The sequence below is a fragment of the Colwellia sp. BRX10-4 genome (assembly GCF_014077465.1).
Taxonomy (GTDB): Bacteria; Pseudomonadota; Gammaproteobacteria; order Enterobacterales; family Alteromonadaceae; genus Colwellia_A.
This window is the reverse complement of record NZ_JACGVZ010000003.1, coordinates 132,168-156,472: the sequence shown is the minus strand read 5'-3', so window position 1 is coordinate 156,472 and position 24,305 is coordinate 132,168. Positions and strand designations below refer to the sequence as shown.

At 36.8% G+C, this 24,305-nt stretch carries 23 protein-coding genes and 1 pseudogene; 16 read left to right on the top strand and 8 right to left on the bottom strand.

All coding sequences use genetic code 11. From position 1 onward, the window contains the following. Positions 1–117: 117 nt before the first annotated feature. A complete protein-coding gene (locus H4J67_RS04750) occupies positions 118–1,044 on the bottom strand; it encodes a porin (RefSeq protein WP_182203028.1) in 927 nt (308 codons plus the stop codon). 318 nt (positions 1,045–1,362) lie between these two features. Here H4J67_RS04750 and H4J67_RS04745 point away from each other — a divergent pair, with 318 nt between their 5' ends. Continuing rightward, positions 1,363–3,108, top strand: coding sequence for an ATP-binding protein (locus tag H4J67_RS04745; protein ID WP_182203026.1), 1,746 nt, complete (start codon positions 1,363–1,365; stop codon positions 3,106–3,108). Positions 3,109–3,243: 135 nt separating this feature from the next. Then, positions 3,244–4,164 (top strand): recombination-associated protein RdgC, encoded by a 921-nt coding sequence (gene rdgC / locus H4J67_RS04740; protein WP_070375929.1) that lies wholly within the window; start codon positions 3,244–3,246, stop codon positions 4,162–4,164. A 118-nt stretch (positions 4,165–4,282) separates the two neighbouring features. Here rdgC and hldE read toward each other — a convergent pair whose 3' ends face one another. Next, a complete protein-coding gene (gene hldE, locus H4J67_RS04735; protein ID WP_182203025.1) occupies positions 4,283–5,707 on the bottom strand; it encodes a bifunctional D-glycero-beta-D-manno-heptose-7-phosphate kinase/D-glycero-beta-D-manno-heptose 1-phosphate adenylyltransferase HldE in 1,425 nt (474 codons plus the stop codon). Between the two features lie 84 nt (positions 5,708–5,791). Between hldE and lpxL the strand changes: the two genes are divergently transcribed. Continuing rightward, positions 5,792–6,730: an LpxL/LpxP family Kdo(2)-lipid IV(A) lauroyl/palmitoleoyl acyltransferase gene (lpxL, locus tag H4J67_RS04730; RefSeq protein WP_182175841.1), complete on the top strand. Its 939-nt coding sequence runs from the start codon at positions 5,792–5,794 to the stop codon at positions 6,728–6,730. 116 nt (positions 6,731–6,846) lie between these two features. After that, positions 6,847–7,527 (top strand): TcpQ domain-containing protein, encoded by a 681-nt coding sequence (locus tag H4J67_RS04725; protein WP_182175842.1) that lies wholly within the window; start codon positions 6,847–6,849, stop codon positions 7,525–7,527. A gap of 31 nt (positions 7,528–7,558) precedes the next feature. Here H4J67_RS04725 and glnE read toward each other — a convergent pair whose 3' ends face one another. After that, positions 7,559–10,432, bottom strand: a complete 2,874-nt coding sequence (gene glnE, locus H4J67_RS04720) for a bifunctional [glutamate--ammonia ligase]-adenylyl-L-tyrosine phosphorylase/[glutamate--ammonia-ligase] adenylyltransferase (RefSeq protein ID WP_182203023.1) — start codon at positions 10,430–10,432, stop codon at positions 7,559–7,561. Between the two features lie 183 nt (positions 10,433–10,615). Here glnE and H4J67_RS04715 point away from each other — a divergent pair, with 183 nt between their 5' ends. From H4J67_RS04715 to H4J67_RS04675, 9 genes are all read left to right on the top strand, one after another. Further along, on the top strand, positions 10,616–11,581 hold the full coding sequence (locus tag H4J67_RS04715; RefSeq protein WP_182175844.1) for a hypothetical protein: 966 nt from the start codon (positions 10,616–10,618) through the stop codon (positions 11,579–11,581). 22 nt (positions 11,582–11,603) lie between these two features. Further along, a complete protein-coding gene (locus tag H4J67_RS04710) occupies positions 11,604–12,506 on the top strand; it encodes a DUF350 domain-containing protein (protein ID WP_182203021.1) in 903 nt (300 codons plus the stop codon). Between the two features lie 117 nt (positions 12,507–12,623). After that, the gene (locus H4J67_RS04705; RefSeq protein WP_182175846.1) at positions 12,624–14,330 is read left to right on the top strand and encodes a polyamine aminopropyltransferase; all 1,707 of its coding nucleotides are present in this window, start codon (positions 12,624–12,626) and stop codon (positions 14,328–14,330) included. A 135-nt stretch (positions 14,331–14,465) separates the two neighbouring features. Further along, positions 14,466–14,879: a YjfI family protein gene (locus H4J67_RS04700; protein WP_070375922.1), complete on the top strand. Its 414-nt coding sequence runs from the start codon at positions 14,466–14,468 to the stop codon at positions 14,877–14,879. A gap of 23 nt (positions 14,880–14,902) precedes the next feature. Continuing rightward, a complete protein-coding gene (locus H4J67_RS04695; protein WP_182175847.1) occupies positions 14,903–15,592 on the top strand; it encodes a PspA/IM30 family protein in 690 nt (229 codons plus the stop codon). Positions 15,593–15,688: 96 nt separating this feature from the next. Next, entirely contained in the window at positions 15,689–16,327 is a 639-nt protein-coding gene (locus H4J67_RS04690; RefSeq protein ID WP_182203020.1) for a hypothetical protein, read from the top strand. 3 nt (positions 16,328–16,330) lie between these two features. Further along, positions 16,331–16,660: a hypothetical protein gene (locus tag H4J67_RS04685; protein ID WP_182175849.1), complete on the top strand. Its 330-nt coding sequence runs from the start codon at positions 16,331–16,333 to the stop codon at positions 16,658–16,660. Positions 16,661–16,691: 31 nt separating this feature from the next. Continuing rightward, positions 16,692–17,162: a potassium channel family protein gene (locus H4J67_RS04680; protein ID WP_182175850.1), complete on the top strand. Its 471-nt coding sequence runs from the start codon at positions 16,692–16,694 to the stop codon at positions 17,160–17,162. 78 nt (positions 17,163–17,240) lie between these two features. Beyond that, complete coding sequence (locus H4J67_RS04675; RefSeq protein ID WP_182175851.1) at positions 17,241–17,501, top strand: LPP leucine zipper domain-containing protein; 261 nt, start codon at positions 17,241–17,243, stop codon at positions 17,499–17,501. A 315-nt stretch (positions 17,502–17,816) separates the two neighbouring features. Here H4J67_RS04675 and H4J67_RS04670 read toward each other — a convergent pair whose 3' ends face one another. Both H4J67_RS04670 and H4J67_RS04665 read right to left on the bottom strand, forming a co-directional pair. After that, positions 17,817–17,996: a hypothetical protein gene (locus H4J67_RS04670; protein ID WP_220463316.1), complete on the bottom strand. Its 180-nt coding sequence runs from the start codon at positions 17,994–17,996 to the stop codon at positions 17,817–17,819. Positions 17,997–18,134: 138 nt separating this feature from the next. Further along, a complete protein-coding gene (locus H4J67_RS04665; protein ID WP_182175852.1) occupies positions 18,135–19,391 on the bottom strand; it encodes a hypothetical protein in 1,257 nt (418 codons plus the stop codon). 397 nt (positions 19,392–19,788) lie between these two features. Here H4J67_RS04665 and H4J67_RS04660 point away from each other — a divergent pair, with 397 nt between their 5' ends. Then, positions 19,789–20,115: a hypothetical protein gene (locus H4J67_RS04660; RefSeq protein WP_182175853.1), complete on the top strand. Its 327-nt coding sequence runs from the start codon at positions 19,789–19,791 to the stop codon at positions 20,113–20,115. A 23-nt stretch (positions 20,116–20,138) separates the two neighbouring features. Further along, positions 20,139–20,975: a lipopolysaccharide assembly protein LapB gene (locus H4J67_RS04655; RefSeq protein WP_182175854.1), complete on the top strand. Its 837-nt coding sequence runs from the start codon at positions 20,139–20,141 to the stop codon at positions 20,973–20,975. 45 nt (positions 20,976–21,020) lie between these two features. On the opposite strand, the gene H4J67_RS21170 is transcribed toward H4J67_RS04655, so the two are convergent. The 3 genes and pseudogenes from H4J67_RS21170 to H4J67_RS04640 form a co-directional block, all read right to left on the bottom strand. After that, the gene (locus H4J67_RS21170) at positions 21,021–21,254 is read right to left on the bottom strand and encodes an ATP-binding protein (protein WP_182203018.1); all 234 of its coding nucleotides are present in this window, start codon (positions 21,252–21,254) and stop codon (positions 21,021–21,023) included. Between the two features lie 187 nt (positions 21,255–21,441). Then, positions 21,442–21,936 (bottom strand): annotated as a pseudogene (locus H4J67_RS04645) (ABC transporter ATP-binding protein); the annotation flags it as partial. Between the two features lie 51 nt (positions 21,937–21,987). Then, positions 21,988–23,166, bottom strand: a complete 1,179-nt coding sequence (locus tag H4J67_RS04640) for an efflux RND transporter periplasmic adaptor subunit (protein WP_182203016.1) — start codon at positions 23,164–23,166, stop codon at positions 21,988–21,990. Positions 23,167–23,494: 328 nt separating this feature from the next. On the opposite strand from H4J67_RS04640, the gene H4J67_RS04635 reads away from it, so the two are divergent. Beyond that, on the top strand, positions 23,495–24,169 hold the full coding sequence (locus H4J67_RS04635; protein WP_182175856.1) for an alpha/beta hydrolase: 675 nt from the start codon (positions 23,495–23,497) through the stop codon (positions 24,167–24,169). The last annotated feature ends 136 nt before the right edge of the window (positions 24,170–24,305 follow it).

Here is a 24,305-nt window from a genome sequence, read left to right as displayed (position 1 = left end):
AGTTTAATTCATTTATCTTCATGCCAAAAGCTTAATTTATTAATCTTCATCTAAAGCACTAGTTATAAAAAAAGCGACCAAAAGTCGCTTTTTTTATCTTTACTATACGGTGATTAATTAAAACTTGTATTCTATGCCTGTCGCTAAGTAATCTTGGTCAGCTTCATTGTCGAGATCAAAACTCGTGTAAAAAGCAAAAAGTTTAGTACTTTTCGCTAATGCGTAATCCACGCCAACAGTCATACCTGAACGGTGATCGCCGCCATCATAATTAGCCGTTTGTACTTGTCCTTTAACTGTAATTTTATCAAAGCCATATTTTGCTGAAAACAAGAAACCTTCGACATCACTGCCATCAGAAACTTTTTCTTGTCTGTGAACAATAGCACCTAACGTGAAACCAGCAAGTTTACCCTGCACAGTTAAACGGGCCGCATCATAACCTTTTACTTCTGAGTCTACCGCGATAGCAGCATAAATCTTAGATTTTTTAAGCGCTTTATCACCATAAAAAAGGGCCATTGAGGTGCCATTTTGTCCATCAACCTCATCTTCTGCAATATAAGTAACACCCAGTTGAAAACCGTTAACCTTAGGTGATTTATAAGTAACCGTGTCGCTCATGCGGTTCTCACCTTTCCAGAGCTGTTTAATATCTGCGTTTAAATCACTGAATAAGTCAACCTTGCCTTGTGACTGTTTTAGTACGGTATCGTTAATACCTAACAATACTTCACCAAAATTACCTTTCAAGCCAATATATTGATTACGGTCAGTAATGCTATCACCCTTGTCACTATCACCATCAAGGTCAACTTGAAACTCGGCTTTAAAAATAACTTCAAGGCCATTACCTAAATCTTGTCCACCTTTAAAACCTATACGTGAAGCGTTACTTTTAACTTCAGAGTAAGTACCAGTGCCGTCATCTGATGACTGAACTGTAACATTGGCTTTACCATAGATATCAACATCACCAGCAAACGCTGATACAGAAAGAGTTAATAATAGTGCTGCTGCAAGATTGCTGTAAGAAAATTTCATATATATACCTTATTGGGTGACAGAGTCTTTTATATTAAGAACGATTTAAATTAACTAATTATATTCCACATATTCTGCCTAATTTATATGACAATTTTGTGACATTATGAATTATTTTTTAAAATTTTATGACAATTTGATAAATTTAGCTAAGAAAGACTTCGCATAAGTCACAGCAATTTAAAATAAAAAATTATTTCGTTTAAAAAGAGATAAAACACCTTACATTGAATAAAAATCATTCTTATAGCAGAAAATACTTTTAACCTACCGTAAAATGTCTAGAATTAAGCTAGGTATCACAATAAAGAAGATAAAATGAAGGTAACAAGCATTTCTCGAAAACTATTGACCCGAGTGCTCTCGGTTTATTTTGTTTTAACCTTTATTGTCACCTGCGTGCAAATTGGTGCTGAGTACATTAACACTAAGAGCCACATAAACAGTGAATTACTAACCTTAGAAAAAACATTTAGCAGCAGTTTAACTCGTGCTGTTTGGGAGCTAAATACACAGCAAGCTGTTGATATTGCGGTGGGATTAGTCGCTATTCCTATGATAAAAGGAATTGTGGTTACCGATGAATATGATCAAATCATTGCGCAATTAGGTGAGTTTTCCGAGGGTGAATTTTTTAATCAAGCAGATAAAGCCACCTTAAATAGTGAATCTACTGCCATTAGTTCTTTTTCTGAAGGATTATTCGGCCATTCATTTCAACTCATCTTTGAGTTTTCTGGTCGAACAACAAAAGTGGGGACCGTCGTTCTCTTATCAAGTAATGAAGTGATTTTCGATCGTATTGAAGTGGGTATATATTTTTTAATCGGTAATGCTATGGTAAAGACAGCCGCGTTAGTTTTTTTATTTTCCCTCGCCTTTTCTAGCTTATTAACAAATCCGCTTAATGAACTTACTGAACAAATCAACCATTTTGATATAGACGATCCCGAAGCTTCAAAGCTTCATACCATGAGTTATGAAAATAACGAGCTGAACATTTTACAAAGAGCCTACAACAATCTGCTCGATGAGCTGGTGCAATATCAAAATCGACTGAGTACCGCAAAGCAAGAAATATTAATGGCAAATCATAAACTTGACGATCAAAATTTAGTATTAGAACAAGAAGTCGCTAAAAAAACATCATCACTAAGTACCACCATGCTTGAGATGAATAAACAACAGCGTGAACTTATCGAGCAACAAAAACAGTTAAAAGCTGAAAATATTCGCCGCAGCCAAACAGAACAAACCTTAACAAAGACCAACCAAGAATTAAAAAACTCGATTCTAGAACTCAAAAAAGCGCAAGAACGTTTACTTGATGCAGAAAAAATGGCTATTTTAGGTAAATTATCCGCGGAAATATCCCATGAAATTAATACCCCCATTGGTGTCAGTATTACCTCAACCAGTTATTTATCAGATTTGTTAAATTCGTTAAAAAGTGATGTCTACGACCAAAAGCTAACCAAACGATCATTAGATGACTTCACTAAAAATGCTGACCAAAGTTTACATTTACTCTTTAACAATCTTAATCGCGCATCTGATTTGATCACCAGTTATAAACAAGTCGCTGTTGATCAAACCAGCAATAAAACACGCAAGATTAATGTTGCACAATACCTGCATGAAATCATTCAATCTTTGCAGCCAAAATTAAAGAAAACTAAACATACAATTAACGTAAACTGTGTTGATAATATTGATATTTATTGCCATGCGGGGGCAATATCACAAATATTTACTAACCTAATAATTAATTCAATTATCCATGGATTTGATGGTATAGAGAATGGCACGATTACCATAGGTGCAAAACTAAAAGGTGAACGTTTATATCTGCATTACCAAGATAATGGTGTTGGTGTTCCTCAAAATAAATTACCACAAATATTTGACCCTTTTTATACCACCAAAAGTGGTACTGGAGGCACAGGCTTAGGCACTCATATCATTAACGAATTAGTTACTGACACATTGAATGGCACAATAGTCGCACATTCTGAGGTTGGACAAGGTCTTAGCTATGATATTGAATTTAATGATATGCGTTAAAATATTCTCTATCACGATATCTTAACGGTAAGACTCTGCAAGTGAGTGCTAATAGCTGACATTTAAGTTACTATATTGCTCTTTTAAAATTTATCAGCCGGTGCACTTAGTGTTCCAGCGGCGCAGGAAACTTCTATGTGGTTCAAAAACCTATACTTTTTCACATTTACTCGCCCTTTTGCATTATCAGAAGATCAATTAGAAAAACACTTAGCTGAACATTTATTCACCCCTTGTGGATCAACAGAACAATCGCATTTTGGTTGGGTAAATGCTTTAGGTAAACATGGCCATTCAACGGTTCATGCCGCTAACGGCAACCTTTTGGTTTGCGCAAGAAAAGAAGAGAAAATTCTTCCTGCTCCCGTCGTAAAAGATATGATTGAAGCAAAAGTTGCTCAACTTGAAGTTGAGCAAGCACGCAGCGCAACTAAAAAAGAAAGAGAACAGTTTAAAGAAGACATTATTTTTGAACTACTACCTAGGGCGTTTTCTCGCGTTACCGATACCCATGCTTATATTAATGCTGAGCATAACCTTATTGTTGTAAACTCAGGTAGCCGCGGTAAAGCTGAAGATTTATTAGCCTTGTTGCGCAAAGTTATTGGTACTTTACCTGTAACAAGTGTTTCACCAGAAAAAGCGCCTGATGAATTGATGACTGACTGGTTAAACGAGAAAAGCATTGGCGACAACTTTACTTTAGGTATGGAAGCAGAGTTTCATGCCTTAGGCGATGATGGCGCAGTAGTACGCGTTAAAAATCAAGATCTTGATAGCGATGAAATTAAAACCCATTTAGACGCTGATAAATACGTAGTGAAATTAGCACTTGAATGGGATGAAGCGATGTCGTTTATTCTTTGTGACGATCTAGCGATTAAACGTTTAAAGTTTTTTGATGTCTTACAAGAACAAAATGACGATATCGATAGTGACGACGTTATAGCAAAACTTGATGCAGACTTTGCCTTAATGGCTGGAGAGATTAATCGTTTGATTAATGACTTACTGGCTGAATTCAATGTTAAAGCGACAGATTACTTAGAGAGCTAACACGCTTTAGCTTACTGATGTTTCTAAAGAAAAAAGCAGCTAATATAGCTGCTTTTTCATTGCTTCGCTTTATTACTTCAGTATTAATCGAGTTAATAATATCGGTAAAATAGGTAGACTACTTCAAACGAATAGAATTGATGATATCGGTTGTGGAAATACCTTCTTCAAAGTTAAGTACTTTAACTGTGCCACCATTGGCCATCACTTCTTTACCGCCAGCAATATCTTCAACTTTATAATCCCCCCCTTTAACTAATATATCAGGGAGAATGTTACTTATGATACGTTGAGGGGTGTCTTCTGAAAAACTGACTACCCAGTCAACAGCGCCTAAACCAGCTAAAACTGCCATTCGTCTGTCGGTAGGGTTAACCGGTCGTCCACTGCCTTTTAATCTTTTTACAGAAGCATCGTCATTAACAGCAACAATCAAACGAGTACCTAAAGTACCAGCATGGGCTAAATACGAAACATGACCCGCATGTAAAATATCAAAGCAGCCATTGGTCATAACAATATTCTCACCACGAGCTTTTGCTAATTTAACCGCTATTTTTAATTGCTCTTCGCTAACAACTCCAAAACCACTTTCTTGTCCTGTCGATATTTCAGCTAATAATTCGGTCTCGCTAACGGTTGATGTCCCCAATTTGCCAACAACAATACCGGCAGCAATATTGGCTAAAGCACTCGCTTGGGTATATTCAGCTTTCGCTGCAATAGCCAAAGCAAGGGTCGCGATAACCGTATCACCTGCGCCGGTTACATCATAAACCTCACGCGCTCGAGTCGGTAAATGGAATTCGTCATGATCTCGACGAAGCAAGGTCATTCCTTGTTCACTGCGCGTCACTAACATTGCTTCTAAATCAAGATGTACTAACAGTGCCTGACCTTTAGTGACAATATCATTTTCTGTTTTACATGCGCCAACCACAGCTTCAAATTCGGATAGGTTGGGAGTTAATAATGTTGCGCCACGATAGCGTTCAAAATCGGTACCTTTGGGATCAACTAACACAGCTTTCCCTTGCTTTTTAGCTATAGCAATTAAATTTTGAACGTCAGATAACGTACCTTTACTGTAATCAGACAACAAGAGTAAGTCATGATTAACCAATTGGGCAGCCACTTTTTCTTCAAGTACATTTTTATTTACTTCGCTAAGAGACTCTTCAAAATCTAAGCGGATCAACTGCTGATTTCGGCTCATTACACGTAATTTAGTGATAGTGGGAATATTAGCTTGTTGATCAAATTCACAATGAATATTTAATGCAGATAGCTTTTTTTTCAAATGCTGAGCAGCTTCATCATCACCAGTAATGCCAACAAGAGTGGCTCTTCCACCAATAGAAGCTATGTTTAATGCAACATTTGCCGCACCGCCGGGGCGATGTTCATCTTGATTAATTTTAACTACAGGAACGGGGGCTTCTGGAGATATACGATGTGTTGGACCGTACCAATATCGATCTAACATAATATCACCAACAACCAACACACTTGCTTGCTCAAAAGCGGGAATGTCTACTTTCATCCTATGCCTCTTAACTCTTTATGGATATACAGATATAATGGTTAATATTGTATCACATGAATTTCAATGAGTTGACATCATCCCGTGAGTAAAAATAAAGTTTTACAACCTGATTTTAAAATATCCTTCCTATTACCTAAGTATTGGTTAACTTGGTTTGGAGTAATTATTCTCTATACCATTTCATGGTTGCCTTATAAATTACAATTAATGCTCGGCAGGATGCTCGGGCGTTTACTGTATAAAATAGGCTCAAGTCGCAAAACGGTAGCGATGAAAAACTTGCAACTGTGTTTTCCAGAAATGTCGGCACAAGAACGTACCCATATTTTAAAGAAGAACTTTGAAAACACCGGCATTGCCTTATTTGAAACCGGCATGGGCTGGTGGTGGCCAGATTGGCGTGTTAGACGAAAAACAAAGGTTGTTGGCCTTGAGCACCTAGAAAAAGCCCATCGAGAAGGTAAAGGTGTTTTACTCTTAACTATGCACTACTTAAGTGTAGAAATTAACTGTCGTGGCATAGGTACTGGCCACCCTACAGTGGTTTTTTATCGCCCCCACAATAATCAACTGATGGAATTTTTTCAATTTAGAGGTCGTGGCCGCTCCAATAAATATATGTTGGGTAAACGCGACGTTAAGGGTTTAATGAAGGCACTACGTGATAAAGAAGTTTGTGTTTATTTGCCCGATCAAGATTATGGTCGAAACCGTAGTTTATTCGTGCCTTTTTTTGCTGTACCTGATGCTGCAACAACCACAGGTACATTAATTTTTGCTCGCCAGAAAAACGTACAAAATCACATACTCATACCGACCAGAAATGATGATGGCAGCGGATACACTTTAGAAATAAAGCCGATGATGGAGAATTTCCCTACCGATAATGATGAGGCTGATGTTATTCGCATCAACCAAGAGCTAGAGAAAGCGATTATGTTTAAACCTGAACAATATATGTGGTTACATCGACGTTTTAAAACAAGACCTAATAAAAATGCCCCTTCACTCTACAAATAAATCATCGTTGAAATCATCAGCGTTGTATAAATAACAACTTTTCAGTATGGTAGTATTTAATATAGGTACACCATACTGGAATTTTCCATATGGCCTCATAACTAAGAAAGCCTTATATGAACTTTTGGTTACGCAACATTATTTTTGGCTCAATTCTAATTGCTTTAGCTTTTTTATTATTTGAAAACCAAGAAGATCTATTTTCTTCTTTGTCGGATGATACACAGGCAAAAGCAGAATTTACGCCGATTAGACCAGCAGATAAAGCCGTTATGGCAACAAAGTCTTCGACTTCAAAAATAAAAAGTAATAATGCGGCAGCAGATGGTCTATCTCGCTTTTACGCAAACTTACATGGTGACGATGGCAGTTCAGGTCCAAAAATTCGCAATAATATAGTTTACTTACAAGAGCCAAAGGGTGACATTGTCAACCTACTAGAAGCTCGTCGTATGGTCACACGTCCCTTACGAAAAAATTGGCGTGGCACCAATGAAAACCACCCATTTCGCTTAGGTGAAACACTGTTTCAAAAACTTTCAGAATATGCAAATAGTGAGGGTTTAGAAGTTATTTGGTGGTTAAATAGAGATTTTTTGGTCAAAGATCCTTTTCGCATTAATAAAGAAATCATCAAAACAGCTTACCAAGTTGGTAAAGCGGTTGAAGGACATTTTCGCGAAGGTATTAAGGTCTATTTTTGTCATCAACAACGAGCCATAGTACTGATTGATTTAGATATACCCTACCTCGATGAAGAGTGTATTTTATTGCCGCAAAAGTCTCAAAGACGCTAAATAATAACGTCTTTGTAGTTATCAGGCATATCTATAAAGATTCTTCATACAATGACAAGCAAATAGCAGCAACGTTTTCAGCTATTGCCTCAAAGTCGACCTTAGTCAATAATTGCTGTTCATTTTTCAAGGTCGCGTGGTGACCGAAATCACGTAACGTGCAATAACTAGTCGTTAGCTGCTTTTGTTGCTCTGAGCTTATTACTCCGCAGCGTTGTAGCCCTTTAAGTAAATGTAAGTTATCGGAATATTTGCAAAGCTCTGGGTGCTTTGCACTTTCGCTAAGCACAAGAAATTGGACTAAAAATTCGATATCAACTAACCCACCTTCGCCTTGCTTTATGTCAGTGTCAGCCGATGTTGATTTATCTAAATGCGCACGCATTTTTGCACGCATTTTTAAGACATCGGCACTAACAATTGCTCGTTCACGGACGCAGGTCAGTATTTCTTGCCTAATAGCTGAAAACTTATTCGCTAATTCAAGGTTACCATATACAGTGCGAGCCCTGACTAACGCTTGATGTTCCCATGTCCATGCTTCTTCTCGCTGATACTGTGCAAAAGCATTAACATGGACGACCAACAAACCAGAGTTACCAGAAGGACGCAGTCGCATATCTAATTCATATAAAATACCACTGGCCATACGTGTATTAAAAATATGCATGATGCGCTGTGCTAGTTTCATGTAAAATTGCGAAGCGGGGATCTGCTTTAAACCGTTAGTAACCTCATTACTGTGACTATTATGAACAAAAACCAAATCTAAATCGGAACTATAACTTAATTCTATACCGCCCATTTTTCCATAGCCGATCGCAGAAAAGCCTTTGTGGTTTTCGCCAACTGTCGACGTGGGCACGCCAAAACGCTGAGCCATTTGTTGCCAAGCTAAATGAATAACTTCTTCGATAATAGCTTCGGCAAGAGCGGTTAAATGATCGCTAACTTTAGTTACGGGTAAAATCCCACAAATATCACCAGTCGCAATTCGCAATTGTTGGGCTTGCTTAAATTGCCTTAACATGTCCATTTGTGCCTCCTGATCATCCTCAGGTATCCGCAACATTGCTTGTCTTAAGTCAGCAGAATAACTACTCAGTTCTGGTGGATTGTGTAACAATTTAGGATCGATTAATTCATCTAATAATATCGGATACTTGGCAATATGCTCTGCGATCCAACTACTTTGATGGCACAGTTTAATTAAGTGCTTCAATGCACCTTCATTTTCAAATAATAATTCAATATAGGCGGTACGCGTTGATATCTTATTAAAAATAATTAAGACTCGTTCTAGCGTAAAGTGACCACTATGCTCTTGCTGTATGTGCCACATTAAAACGGGTACTAATTTATCAAGCACCCCGCGCCCTCGATTTCCGATACTGCGCTTTTCCATCTCAGCTCTAAATTCAGCGAGCAAACTCCATATTTTTTTAGCATCAACGAAGACACTGATCTGTTCGATCCAAGCAACACTCTCCTCATTTGACCATTTACTGTCCCACAATGCTGTCCAATGCTGATCTTTCGCTTGATGATTAGGACTCTCTTCGCCAATAAGTGCACAAAATTCCTGATGAACGCTATTCATTTTCAACGCTAAGAATTCAAGAAAATCTGGCCATATTTGACATTGTTTATGATGAAGTGCCCATAATAACCGTGTTTGATCCAAGGCATTATCTGGCAAGGTCTGAGTTTGTTGATCATTTAACGCTTGAATAATATTTTCTACTCGTCGTAAAAAACAATAAGCATCGGTCAGCACGGCTTCATTCTCAGCGGTGATAACTTCTTTCTCGACCAAAATAGGTAACACCGTTAATAAGCGGCGGTGTTGCAGTTCTTTTATCCGCCCACCACGAATAAGTTGAAACACTTGCACTATAAATTCAACTTCTCTAATACCACCTGCACCCAGTTTTATGTTGTTATTTAATTGTTTACGACGCACTTCTTGGGCGATCATCATTTTCATGCGGCGTAAGCTATCGATAACACTAAAATCGATATAGCGACGATAAACAAAAGGTCTGAGTATGGTTGAAAGCTGGTCATGATATTTACCTTGGCCAATAAGACGCGCTTTGAGCATCGCATAGCGCTCCCAGTCACGCCCTTGCTCTTGATAATAATCTTCCATGGCATTAAAGGTTAAAACAAGCGGACCACTTTCACCAAAAGGACGTAAACGCATATCAACGCGGTAAACAAAACCATCGGCCGTTTTTTGATGTAAGGCAGTAATTAATTTTTGTGCCAAACGAATAAAAAACTGCTGATTATCGAGACTACGCCTAGCACCTCGTGTTTCCCCCATTTCTGGGTAGGTAAAAATAAGGTCGATATCAGAAGAAAAATTTAATTCACGCCCACCTAGCTTGCCCATCCCATAAACTAACAGTTGTTGCACCTCACCATTTTTACTCTTGGGTATACCCCACTTTTCTTGGCAAAGTGATGTTAACCAGTTTAATGCAGCTAAAATAAGCTGATCAGCGAGTTCGGATAAACGCTCTAACGACAAGGTTAATTCAAGCTCAAATAACAAGTCAGCAACGGCAATATTAACCATCTCTTGTAAACGAAACTGCCGTAATATTTTATGTAATTGTTCTTCACTTTCACAAGGGGTAATCAGCTCGGTAAGCATTTGCTGATAATTGGGACAGTCAGTTTGGTAAACACGTTCGCTTGAAAATAAAGACACTACAATATCTGGGCACTGCAACGCACTGTTTAATATAAAGTCACTTGCCATTAATGCTTGATGAAAGTCAGCGAGTTGTTGCTCGGACAAATTGGCGGTTGCTTGCGGGTATTGATGATTAAACAATTGTGTGCTTTTTTGCTGTTGCAGGGAGAGTATATTTGGTAGCTGAGTTAATTTATTCATTTAATGACTCATTTGTTAACTATGCAAAAGATAAGGAAGAAGAATTTCAAATGAAATCACGAATTAATAGACATATTATGTCTATGATGCTATTAATAATGTGTTATATATTACATATACAGATAGTAAATTCGTACTCAAATAACCTGAGTATATTTTAACAATAGCATTTTTGAGGACACTATGGCAGGAATGCAACACATCAAATACGCTTTTTTAAGCTTGATTATTTTCTTAGTCGGTTGCTCTGATCCCTTCGAAGAAAAAATTAGACAACAAACGCCAATCACTGAGCTTCGTATTCAACAATTAGCTGACGCCTTAACTGATGGTCAGGTACGTAATGCCAGTTTAATTCATCAATATGCTGAAAAACTTAAACAGCAAAAACCTCATCTTACACAATTAATTAACGAATTTGACAAAGATGCGACGACTAAAGGTCCGATGTATTTGTCGCTACTTGACCGTTTAGGAACCATTAAAAATCAACCGAGTATGTTTGCCAGTAAAGAAGATATTTTCAATGAACTGGTCAACATTTATCTTGCCGCTGACCCCGTACTTTACTCTGACGCATTAAGCGATCCACTTAATGTGCTTGCTGACATGTCTGATGGGGTTTTGCCGCGTGTTAACTCGTTATCAAAAGCACAAAGTAAACAAGCCAATAATGCTCAGGACTTTGGTACCGGAGAACAGTTAATTGGCAACCCAAGTTATGGTAGTTGGACGCAAGGTAGCAATGGTATGTCTTTTTGGGCATGGTATGGCATGTATTCAATGATGGGTGATGTATTTGGCTCACGTCGAACTTCGTATAATGATTGGGGACGTTCAAGAAATTACAGTTATTATAACGATTACGGCCGAACTCGTTATAGTTCACCAAGCCAATTAAAAAAACAAAATGATTTAGATACCCGTACAAAAAAATCATTTCAAAGCCGCGGTCAAAAATATAACAGTACTTACAGTAAAAGTAGAACGGGGTCATCTAGCCTTTCTAAACAAAGTAGTACGGCACAAACCAGTGCAAAACGATTTAGTACCAATAGTTCATACGCAAAGAAGTCTAGCTACTCAAAAAGCTCCAGCTTTAGAAACAGCAAAAGCACCACATCTCGCAGCTTTAGACGCGGCAAATAACGAGTAGGATATAGGAATTAACATGAATACATTTTTTGAAATTACTGCCCTAAATCAAGATCTATTAATTTACTTAGTTATTGATATTTCTATTGCGATTGTTTTATTAGGTGCAATGCGTTTTATTTCGGGTTTATCGGCTAAAGTTAACTCTACGCAAGAGTTAGCCCAAAAAGATAACTTTGCTTTTGGTATCAGTGTCGCTGGGAGTGTTGCCGCCTTAGGTATTGTCCTTACTGGTGCAATCAGTGGGGAAAATGCGCCAAGCTACTGGATGGAATTTGTTGGCATGTTCGCTTATGGTACATTAGGCTTGATACTGATAAAAATTGGACGTGTTATCCATGATAAATTATCACTGCAACGCCTCAATAAAACACAAGAAATTCTAAATGAGAATTTAACCGTAGGTATTGTTGATGCTGCAGGTGCCATTGCGACCGCTATCATCATTCGAGCGGTTTTACTTTGGGTTCATGGTTTAAACGTTGATACCTTTATTGCCATCATTGCCGGCTTTATTATCTCTCAAGCTATTTTATTATTAGTTACCCGCTTAAAAGAGCGCCAATACGCAAAAAATAATCAAGGCGATTGCTTACAAGAAGCATTTACACGTGGACAAACCGCAATTGCTATACGTTATACTGGCCAATTAATTAGTACTGCTTTAGCTGTTACCGCTGCGAGTCATTTTCTTACCTACTCACCTGAAACTTTATTTTATAATTTAATCTCTTGGTTTGTATTTGCTGTTGTGGTGACTCTCTTAGTCGCAATATTAACAGCCATTGCCAAACGTATTGTACTGTGGGGAATTAACTTAGTTGAAGAAGTTGATCAACAACAAAATATAGGCGTTGCTTGTGTTGAAATGGCAACGAGTATTTCAATTGCTCTCATTTTAACCGCATTGATGGCATAACCTTCCCCTCTTTTACCAAAAAAGCTTTAAGGGCATAAGCGCTTAAAGCTTTTTTATCTTCAGGAAGAACAGTATTAGCCATTGACCTTATTTAATGGTGCTAGGTACTTTATAACTATGAATAAAAAACAATTATTTTGGAACGATACTCTGCTTATTTTAACCATGGCCGTTTTAGCTGGTTGTGGTTTAATCTATGAATACCTTTTATCCCATTATGCTGGTCGTGTCTTAGGCGCGATGGAAAGTACTATTTATGCCATGATAGGCTTGATGATTGTCGCCATGGGTCTAGGTGCTTTTGCCGCAAGAAAGATCACCTGTGCATTCAAAGGTTTTGTTTGGTTAGAGCTTACCATAGCGTTTTTAGGTTGCAGCTCAATTTTAATTATTGGTGGCTTAATAGCAATCACTCAAACGTTCCCGCAAGTATTAGCAGACACCTTTAATTTGCCACCCGACTCTATGCCCCAGGGTGGGTTTTTAAAACAACTATCGCAGCTTGCTTTTAATAGTCCCTATTTTTTTGGTTTCATCTTAGGTTTTTTCATTGGTATGGAAATTCCCCTTATCGCACGTATTAGAGAATCAATTCACCAAAAACATTTAAAAAATAACCTAGGCACTATTTACGGTGCCGATTATGTTGGGGCCGGTATCGGTGCTGCAATTTGGGTTATTTTTTTATTATCTATTGATATCAGTAAAGCCAGTGCGTTAACGGCTGCCTTAAACCTCATTGTCGGTGGTATTTTTATCTTTCATTTTTGGGATAAACTCTCCTGGCGAAAAACCTTAGTTTCACTTCATATTTTATTATTGATCGCCATTGGCGTTATTTATCAGTCAGGTAATAGCTGGTTAAATCAAATGAGTAACTTGCTCTACTTAGATAAAGTTGTTTATACCGATAAAACCCGCTATCAACAATTAAACTTTACCCAACGACATATGGGAGCAGAACAGCCAAGTGTGATTAACTTTTATCTTAATGGCCGTTTACAATTTTCGTCTGCTGATGAGTTTATTTATCACAGTTATTTAGTCAGTCCTGTTATGGCTGGTTCTGCTAGGCATGACAATATATTAATCATTGGCGGTGGTGATGGATTAGCATTGCGTGATGTCTTGCAGTGGTCACCCAAAAAAGTCACCTTAATTGATTTAGACGCCGAATTAATGCAAATATTTTTGGATCCTACCGAAAAGTTATCACCATCGTTGGCTACTCAACTTAATCAGCTAACGCAGAAAAGCTTACAAGACCCTAGGGTAAAGATTATTAATGAAGATGCCTTTTTAGCAATTGATACCTTGTTAAAACAACAACAAACCTTTGATAGCATCATTGTTGACCTACCTGATCCTAGCCACCCTGATTTAAATAAACTTTATTCTGTTAATTTTTATGCGCGCTTACATCAGTTACTCGCGGGTGATGGCTTAATTGGCATACAATCGGCAAGTCCATATCATGCAAAAGATGCTTTTATTGCGATTGGAAAAACAGTAAAAGCGGCTAAATTCGCTCACGTTCAGCAATATCACGATAATGTGCCAAGCTTTGGCGAATGGGGTTGGACGATAGCGTCAAAACGGGGTGCTAGCCCACTTAACCGTTTACAGTCTTTAGAAAAATTACCAATTGAACATCATTGGCTAACATTACCTATGGTGATTAATTCATTCGAATTTTCGAAAAGCTTTTATAAGAACCAAGCAGATGTTCCTATTAACTATTTAGGTAGCCATAATATTTATCAATTACACCAAAAAGCATGGCGTGATCAACAAGGTTTGAATAATGCTTATTTACAAGAATGACAAATAAATAGCAAATAATGCAAATCGGCTCTTGACATATTATGTCAAAGTGCTAAATTTACCTCAACGACATAATATGTCTGAGAGATATTCACTTTTAGATTTATTAACGAAAAATACAGACTAAGGAATCACATGAACATTCATAAAATTGCTGATCACTTAAATAGCTTAGCGGACAATTCTGAAACCGGGATGGTTTTTGATTGTCAGCCTATTTCAGGCGAAGTGGACGTTTTACAAATTACTGTTATCGACCGTGAAGAATTACCAATTTTTGTTTCTGTAACCGATGATCAAATACTATGTATCACCTATTTATGGGGTGTAGAAGAAGTAAAACCTGAATACCTACAAGACATGCACGTAAGCATGTTAGAAATGAATATTCCGATGCCTTTATCATCATTTTCAAAAATTGGTGATAAATACGTAATTTTTGGTGCCCTATCTATTAATTCATCTTTTCATGACATTGAACACGAATTAGGCGTTTTAAGTAATAACGCGATGGAAATTATAGATGATATGGGCGAGTACCTAATTTAATTAACCACCCTAAGGAAAAAACTATGAGTATTTTTAAAAAGATAATGACCGCAATTCGAGGTGGCGCTTCAGAAGTTGGAGAATCAATTGTTGATTCAAACGCTACCCGCATTTTTGAACAAGAGATTCGTGATTCAGAAAATCACTTAACTAAAGCTAAACGTGACCTTACTGGTGTTATGGCTCAACAAATGTCATCAAGCCGTGAAGTTGACCGTTTGAAGCGTGAAGTAACTGAACATGAAGGCTATGCAGTACAAGCCCTTGAAAAAGGTGATGAAACGTTAGCATTAGCTGTTGCTGAAAAAATTTCTCACTTGGAAAATGATCTAGCATCTCAACAACAAGCACTTGATAGTTTTTCAGGTAGTGCTAATCGTTTAAAAGAACTAGTGAAGAAAAGTGAGCGCCAAGTAGGTGAATATAAACGTCAACTTTCTATGGTTAAAACAACAGAAAGTGTTCAAAAAGCAACATCGGCAATCACAGATAACTTTTCATCAAGTAATTCTAAGCTGTTAAATGCTAAAGATTCTTTAGAACGTATTAAAGCTAAACAGCAGAAGTTTGATGATCAAATGAAAGCTGCAGAAGTGTTAGAATCTGAAAACTCAGATAATTCATTAGCTGCTCAACTTAAGCAAGCCGGTATTGGAGGCACAGATAATAGTGCAAATTCAGTATTAGACCGTTTAAAAGCTAAACAAAAGTAACACACATGCTCGTTAGCCATTATTGACTAACGAATACCGTTTTAACCGCCTAGCTGTTTTCCTCCCAACAACTAGGCGGATTTTTGGGATCTGAATATGAGTTTTCTAAAGCGACTATTTAAAAAGAAAGAAGACGAACGCCAAGTTAACTCAGCTGAAGAGTTAAAGATTAAAGATATTATTGTGCTGACCGACAGTTTCGCCTTACCTGAGTCCTTACGTAAACAACAGTTTCAAGTATCAGCCATTAACTGCTATGAATTTGAAAATAACACACAAACTGAATGGGTTTTACAAGGTGCGAACAACCTTGAGCTTTACTTAACCATCGAAAGTGATGATAAAACTTACCTTAAATTTGCCCTTAAAATTCAGCACCAAGATATCGAATCACTGTTCGATTTAGATGAGTTTGCCACAATATTTGATGAACCTGGCGAAGCCTTTCTAGAGAGAAAGTCAGATTCTTTATTAACGTCAGGCTGGAGCAGTCCACAATACCAGCAACAAGTTTTTGCAAAAGTAGGTTATTTTCACCGCAGAGATAATCGTAGTGAAAGTTTAAGCGCCTATGAAGGAAATGAAGCAGGCGAGCAATTTGAACTTTACAGCTTACTTGATGAAGAGCAATCGCGCGGTATTGATATTGAAGTATGGCAAGATGGTGATACCGACTTATTTATTACGTTATACCGTCCAACTTCTGATATTATCGACATTTTCCCGGGGAGCTAATTTGTGAGCAGAAAATTACCTGAAAAATGGCAATCTTCAATTCAAGCAGTCAAAGCGGTGCAAGTAGCTTTTGATATGGATGAAAAAATTCAATTAGCAATTCGTACTCAAGCATTACATGCCGGTCTGAGTCCATCAGACCAAATTCGTGATATTCTAGGCCTACCAACAAATAAAAGACCTAAACGACCTCGTTTAACCGTAAGTTTAGGACAAGATGATTACCAAATTTTAGCATTAAAATACGGTCTGTATCCTGAACAACAACTTGAAATAAAGCGTAAATTAATGGATGATTTAATTCTACATGTTACGCAAAGCAATAATAGTTAACTGCAAAAATGAAATTATAAACATTATGATAATGAGCCATAGACTTAAACATTACACTATCGATGAATTTGGTGTTAAGAATTATAAATCTCGATATATATTAATCTTAACAATATTGACACTCTATTTGATTATGGCTGGTGCAGCGAAACTGTTACTGCATTTCGAATTACCAGCACCAACGGCCAATATTAAAACATATAATGATGCTTTCTGGGCGCTACAAGTGAGCTCTAGTACCATAGGTTACGGTGATTACTATCCTGTAACTACAGGTGGCAGGGTCGTTGTTATGTGTATGTTCTATATTGGTGTTGGATTAATGAGCTTTATTGGCGCGCAGTTTATTAATCGTTTTTTTGGATTTTCTAACACAGACGTTAAAAATAGAGAGTTGCGCCGACAAAATAAAGAAATACTTGATCATAATAAGCAACTCGAAGTGAAAATTGATTTATTAGCCAATAAAATTGAAGAAGTTATTCAAAAATCAGCCAAGTAAATATTAATAAATAATGTGCTATAAATTTATTATATTATGCCATACTTATCTTTAAAATATAATAAAAGGGAAAACACTATGTTAATTAAAACTATTGCTCTAGCCGCACTTATCATGACAGCAACGGGCTGTGCTAACACTGACGCTTTAGAAGCAAGTGTAAGTAGCCTAAACCAAAAGGTTGATTCACTAACTAATAAAGTTAATGCCTTAACGGATGAAGTTGCCGATGTAAAAAGTCAGCAAACAATGAATACAAAAACAATAGAAGGTGTTAAAAAATCTGTTGCTAATGCTAATGAACGCATGGATAACATTGCTTCTAGCTACAAAAAATAACGGTTAGACCATAGGTCTATTAAATAAAGCACGAGATTGATTATATCAGCCTCGTGTTTTTTTATGCCTGTTATTTAGTATCAACAAACTATGACTATTGGAATGTAAGGATGTAAAAATGCCTTGGAAGTAGGATGTCTGAGAAAGACCATCCTAAACATAAAAAGCCCGTTACTTTTCAGTAGCTGGCTTTTAATTTTTGCTGATTAATCAACATATAGCGGTACTTAGCTAGCTACTTTTTCTTTTACCCAAAAGCTTGGGCAAGTTCAACTAATTTCAAAGCTAAATGGGGATCTATCCCTAGTTCTTTAATCAAGAAGCAGTATGAAGGGGCTTATTGAGTTTTTCTGCCATATAGGCAATGAAACGCGTTTTACCACAACCTGTTGGCACTTTAATTAATACGGGTAATTGATGGTGATAGGCATATTCAAATAAGGAGACTTCATTCTTTTGTTCTTGATAATATAAAGAATCGTCAGTTTTGGTCAAAGGTGAAGATTAACGGTGTTGATAAAAACTCAAAGGCGTAATTTAACTTAACGTGAAAATACGCCCTAAATTAGTTAGCTGCAAATTTGAATGGACCTAAGTCGATTCCAATCAATTGAGCATAAAAATAGCGATTAATTAGCCAAAAATTGCGCGCATTAAACCGATAGCTTGTTCAACACTTTTACCATTTTTAACCTGAATAATAATTGAGTCACGTTTGCCCTGTAAGTACGCAGGAAGATCTTCTGAGGTAAGCGCTTTGTCCACTAATATTTCAGCTGACTCTTTACTACGTTTTTTAGGCGTCGCCTTTGACTTCGACTTCGCTTTATTAAGCATTTTTTCACGTAACTTAATGTAGTTTGAATTTGGTGCTAAGTCAGCATCAGCAAATAAAAACAAATCAATTAATACCGCACGATTTTTCCAAAGGTTAAGTTCACGATTTTCTTTGTTGCCAGTAGCTTCATCTTGAGAGCTTTCTTCGCCCTCATTTGCAACACTGTTTGTTTCAACTATCTCTGGTTCTGCTTGATGCCACCATGCGAAAGTACGCATAGTACCAATCATGTCATGCCAGTAAGATGAAAAATCTGTATTTTTTAATTTAGCAATCGATAAGCCTTGGCAAAGAATATCAATTTTATTGTTATTTAATGCAATAAATTGATCCGGTCTGCGCATCGCTAACAGACGGGTAGCTACCGCTAAAGGTGCTTTTTCGCCTTGGGCTTTTGTTTGGGTATATTCTTTAAAAATTTGTTGGAAGTCATTCACAAAGCTTTGGTAGTTTGCATGACTTACTTCTCCAGTTAAAGGAATGTGCGCTAATGCCGTATCAAATTTTTCAGGTGACTGCTCAAGCAAGGTATGAAAAACTTTTGCACCTTTAGTGCCAGCAAACCATTCAACATCAAAATTATAAATGCTGTAGTCATGCTGAGTTGTGTGCTTACCAGAAAAAGCTAAACGGTCTTCAATAATTAAGTCTGCTAAAGGTTGTTGACGAATTTCGTCAAGATAATTCAATAAACGTAAGCGTTCATCTAAAGCATGAATCGTGCTTTGTTGTTCAATAAAACTGGCAAATATAGGCCAAGGGGCAATTCTAGCCATTTTAAACTGACTAAGCGTAAAGCCAGCTTCAAGAATATCTTGTAGCTTCTTAAGCGGTAAAAGTTGCTCATCTTCTAAAAGATCCTTATTAAGTTCTTCACGACATAGTCGGGCCAACTCGCCACACCAGCCCAGAAAATCATCTGGACGATGTGTCACTTTAACCGCCATTAAATTTAGGCTCAATGGCGTGACATATTTAAGGGCATTTTGATAAACCTGATTTTCAGCATCAGACAAGGGCATATTAACAGGTGAAGATAACAACTTTCTCATGAAACTATATAAACTCCGTATAAGGAATTATCACTAATAATACGGTTAAGCATAGATTAGAAATAATATAAAAAAAGCGTGAAAAATCCACGTTTTTATTGGGTATTGCAATTAAGTGTATCGATTATAGCAAATGAGGAGTGTTTTGTTGATTTAATCTGCGAAAAAAAACGCTAGCCAACTTTAATCTTTATGCATCTACACCACCCAACTTATAATTAGCATCGATAAAGCATAGCGTGTAGTTAAACTGAACGTTAAAAGTGACGTGTCATGATTAGTTTTCAACAACACTTTATTATAAGTTATTATTCTGTTAATTTAAGTACAAAGCTCTTCGTAGTTAAGTTACCCGTGGCAAGACGAGATAAATATACCCGAATGTTAAGGATGACAAATGCATCGCATAAAAATAATTTTACTTTTGATATTATCTTTTGTTTTTTCAGCCTGTTCAACTACATCTATAGATGGCTCAAAATCTGATATTAAACAACACATCAATATTCCTATTAATTACAATTTATTTGAACAAACAAAAATAGCGCCATTAAATGAGCAAGAGCTGTTTTACCTAACGCAAGACCAACAGAAAAAAGTAAAAATAGATTTTGAGAAAAAAGTAGCTAGGGCTATGAACCTCACCAAGCACTCTATCAGATACTTAACGAGAACATGGCCAATTTTACCTATTATGGTGAAACATATAATGCCACTACCGTAATGCGTCTTAATAAAGGTAACTGTATGAGTTTGGCCATTTTAACAACTGCTTATGCTAAGCTTTTGGGGTTGGATTTCTCATATCGTAATGTGTATACCTTACCGATTTTTTCTAAAAAAGAAGATGTTATTTTGTCATCTTCGCATGTACAAACAGTAATTTATGATCCCTCTTTTGTTGCTGATGATAACTTTTTCTATTTTTCTCCCTCCGGTATAACCATTGATTACTTACCAAATAAAAATAATCGTAGAGGAGGAACGTTTTCTTATAATGCCTTTGTAGCTATGTATTATAAGAATATAGCTGCTGACGCTTTAGCTGATAAAGATTTAGCGAAATCCTTTATGTATGCTAGTACCACCTATAAATATGACACTAAAAATATCGAAACAATTAATTTATTAGCCGTTATTCATCGTAGGGCTGGCGATGTAAAAACGGCAGAAGCAATCTACAAAATAGGTATAGATAGAGGAAAACCAAACATAGCACTATTAAGTAATTATATTATGCTACTTAAGTCTCAACAGCGAATGGAAGAAGTGAGTTTTCTGCAAAGTAAGATGGAAGAACTAGACGACCCTAGCCCCTATAAATCGTTAACTCAGGCTTATGTCGCAACACAAAACAATGATATTAAACAAGCAGAAAGACACTTTAAAAAAGCATTGAAGAAAGCGCCCTATTTAAACCAAGCCTATATGGGGCTATACCGTATTTATATAAAGCAACAAAAAATGGAGATGGCTCAAGCTATGTTAGTTAAAGCACTAGAGTGGACCTATGAGCTTGATGAAAAAAAGCTCTATAAGCAGAAACTCTATAATATTAACCAAAGCATTGCTGGAAATATCTAAACGGTAATATTGGTATATATCGAGTGTAGCTGATAATTTATCGTATCAACCTTTAGGAAGCGATATGACAGCTTCAACCCCGGCGACATTCTCTCTGTTTTTTAACGATAAAAGTCCATCATGGTTAAATAATATTTGTTTGCATAACGTTAAGCCAATACCACTGCCTTGTGGTTTTGTCGTATAAAAAGGAACAAATAAGTTATTTTTGTTAGCTATCCCGCTACCTGAATCACAGACGTGAATGTGAAAATATTTATCATCCTCATGACAAAACACTTAAATAATTTTGTCTGTGCTACGAATTCTCTGCATGGCTTCTTTGGCGTTTTTAAAGACATTGATAAAGACTTGCTCAAGCTGAGCTTTATCTGCGTAAATATTTACCTGTTCTAAATCAATAGAATTATCTGGAAATAGAATACGACAATCACTAAAGAGCGCAATACAATGGCTAATAAAGCCTTGCGGGGTCGTTAACTAAAGCACGAGCTACAGCGACTCGCTGTTGTTGACCACCAGAAAGCTGTGATGGGAAATGATCTTTTCGGTGGGACATTTCAACTTTTTCTAATACCTGCTGTACTTTGCCCTCTATTTCACTTTTTGATAAACCTTTTTGATACGTTAACGGTAGCATCACATTTTCAAAAACCGTCAAATCGGAAATTAAGTTAAATGACTGAAAGACAAAACCAATTTGTTCACTGCGAATTTTTGCTCGTTGATCTCTTGATAATGATGAAACATCAACACCATCTAGTTCATAAGTGCCATGGGTTGGAGAATCAAGTAAACCTAAAAGTGATAATAATGTAGATTTACCACAGCCAGACTGTCCACTTAATGAAATATACTCACCCTTTTTAATCGTTAAATTAACAGTATCAATAGCGCATGTTTCGATTTCTTCAGTCAAAAACCTTTTACTGATTTCTTTCAATTCGATTAATGTGCTCATTTTTATTTCCTTTAATTTGTCTGTTACTCTTATCTTCATAAATAATTATTATTAGTTAATCATCACTTCTTGATGCTCTTGCCAACTCGTTGTATCGGAAATAATAATTTCATCTCCAACGGCTAAACCAGAAAGTATTTGGATTTGGTTGACTGAACTCTGCCCTAACTTCACCTTTTTTTTTTGAGCAAATTTTTTATCATTAATCAATTTATATAAACCTGCATCACTATAACGAGGGGCAAATACCGGACGTTTAACATAGAGTGTATCCGCAATATCACTTACCTCAATTAAGCCATCTACCGTTAAATCAGGTCGGGCATCATTGGGTAATTCACTATTTAGCTGCACATCAATTTGAACCATGCCAGTATTTACTGCAGGGTCAATGCGAATAACTTTACCAAAAATTTTATTACTTCTCGTATCAACAATAACGGCTTGACCTAATGCAATATCACTCACTTTATTTTCTTGCACTTGAAGCTCAGCAAACAACGAACGTTGATCCGCAATCAAAGCGACACTACCACCGACTTGATCTTTAATACGCTGATAGTTATTTTCAACTAAGCCCGATCGTGCTTGTTGAGCAGTTTTAGAGGCAAGTAAACTCGCTTTCATTTTTTCAACTTTTTGCTTTTGTGATAGCCAGTATTGATTTTGTTGCTTAACGGTCAGTTGGCTATGCTGATAATCAAGCGCTAATACGGTGGCATTTTTTTGCGCGATTAATTGTGTTTCAGCATCAAGTTTTAACTTGCTGATTTGGTAACTATAGTCAGCTTCAACGACTGAATTTTCTAAGTCAAGCAATTGAGATTCAAGCGCAATATAAGCAGCATGATTTTCTGCTTTTTTTGCCTCGAATTCCCAACGGGCTTTTTCTAATTCACGGTGTAATTCAGGGTTAGAAAGTTGCATCAGCATCTGCCCTTTAATGACATGAGCGCCTGCTTTAACAAAGGCTTGTTCAACACGACCAGAAACTTGTGCTGAAACCCAACGAATATAGACAGGCTTTAAAACCCCTGTTGCGCGAACATTCACTTGAAAACGACCTTGTTCAACAACAGCGGTCACTAATTCATTTTGTTTAACAATAAAAGAAGCATCGCCCATCACACTTTTTAATTTATACGTTGCAAAAGCTAACATCAGTACAACGGGTACATACCAGTACTTACGCCACAAAGGTATTATTTTTTTTTCTCGTTGGATATCCATACTCGAATGACTTCATTTTAGTAAGTAATAATTAAGTAAGGTAATACAAGGGACATGCCAACTTCAAATAAGATGTAAGAAACTGTTATTTAACAATAAAAAAGTTAGAGTGATTGTTTTAGCATTTAACTGTGTCGAAAACGACACAAAGTAAAAATTAAGATGTGGCATTTATGGAACAAGCTAAAACGTGACACCATCAAAAAATAAATCCTACTGTGAATAGGTCTTCAATTTTTGGTATATTTACTCTTTTATATAGATTTTTAATATTAACTCAAGCTGTTATCATAGAGTAAATTTCAATTTATTAAGATAAGTAAAATAGATGTCAATAAAACCCTTAGCGCGCGTTACGGTAGAACCAAAATCAACAGCCACATCATGTGTTATTTGGCTACATGGACTTGGCGATTCAGGCGATGGCTTTGCGCCGATTGTTCCGGTATTAAATTTACCAAAAAATCATGGTATTCGTTTTATTTTTCCGCATGCTCCTGAGCAAGCGGTAACAATTAACCAAGGCTATGTGATGCGTTCTTGGTACGATATAAAAAGTATGGACTTGCATAATCGAGCTGATATGGCTGGCGTACTAGAATCGGAACAAGCCATTCATGCGCTTATTCAGCAGCAGATAGATTCAGGTATTGCTGCCAATAAAATAGTACTAGCAGGTTTTAGTCAAGGTGGCGTTATTAGCTTATTTACCGGTCTTAGGTACCCAAGAGCCTTAGCGGGCATTATGGCTTTGTCATGTTACCTACCAACCGCAGATAAATTGCCCGACAACTGTCACATCGCCAATAAGCAAACGCCTATTTTGCAAAACCATGGTGAGCAAGATGACGTAGTACCAATGAGCTCGGGAAAACTGGCCAATCAACTATTAATTGATGCTGGATATAATACAAAATGGCAATCTTATCGTATGCCTCACAGCGTATTACCGGAACAACTTAGCGATATTTCAGCTTGGTTAGTGAATACCCTATTAAAGTAATCAACCTTATTAAGCTATAAATTAACTCAATAAAAATAAAACCGGCATATTGTCGGTTTTATTCATTTAAACGACAAAAGAAAAATTATGTTAAAGACATTACTGAGCATAGACAGACTCAGTAATATCAACCTAC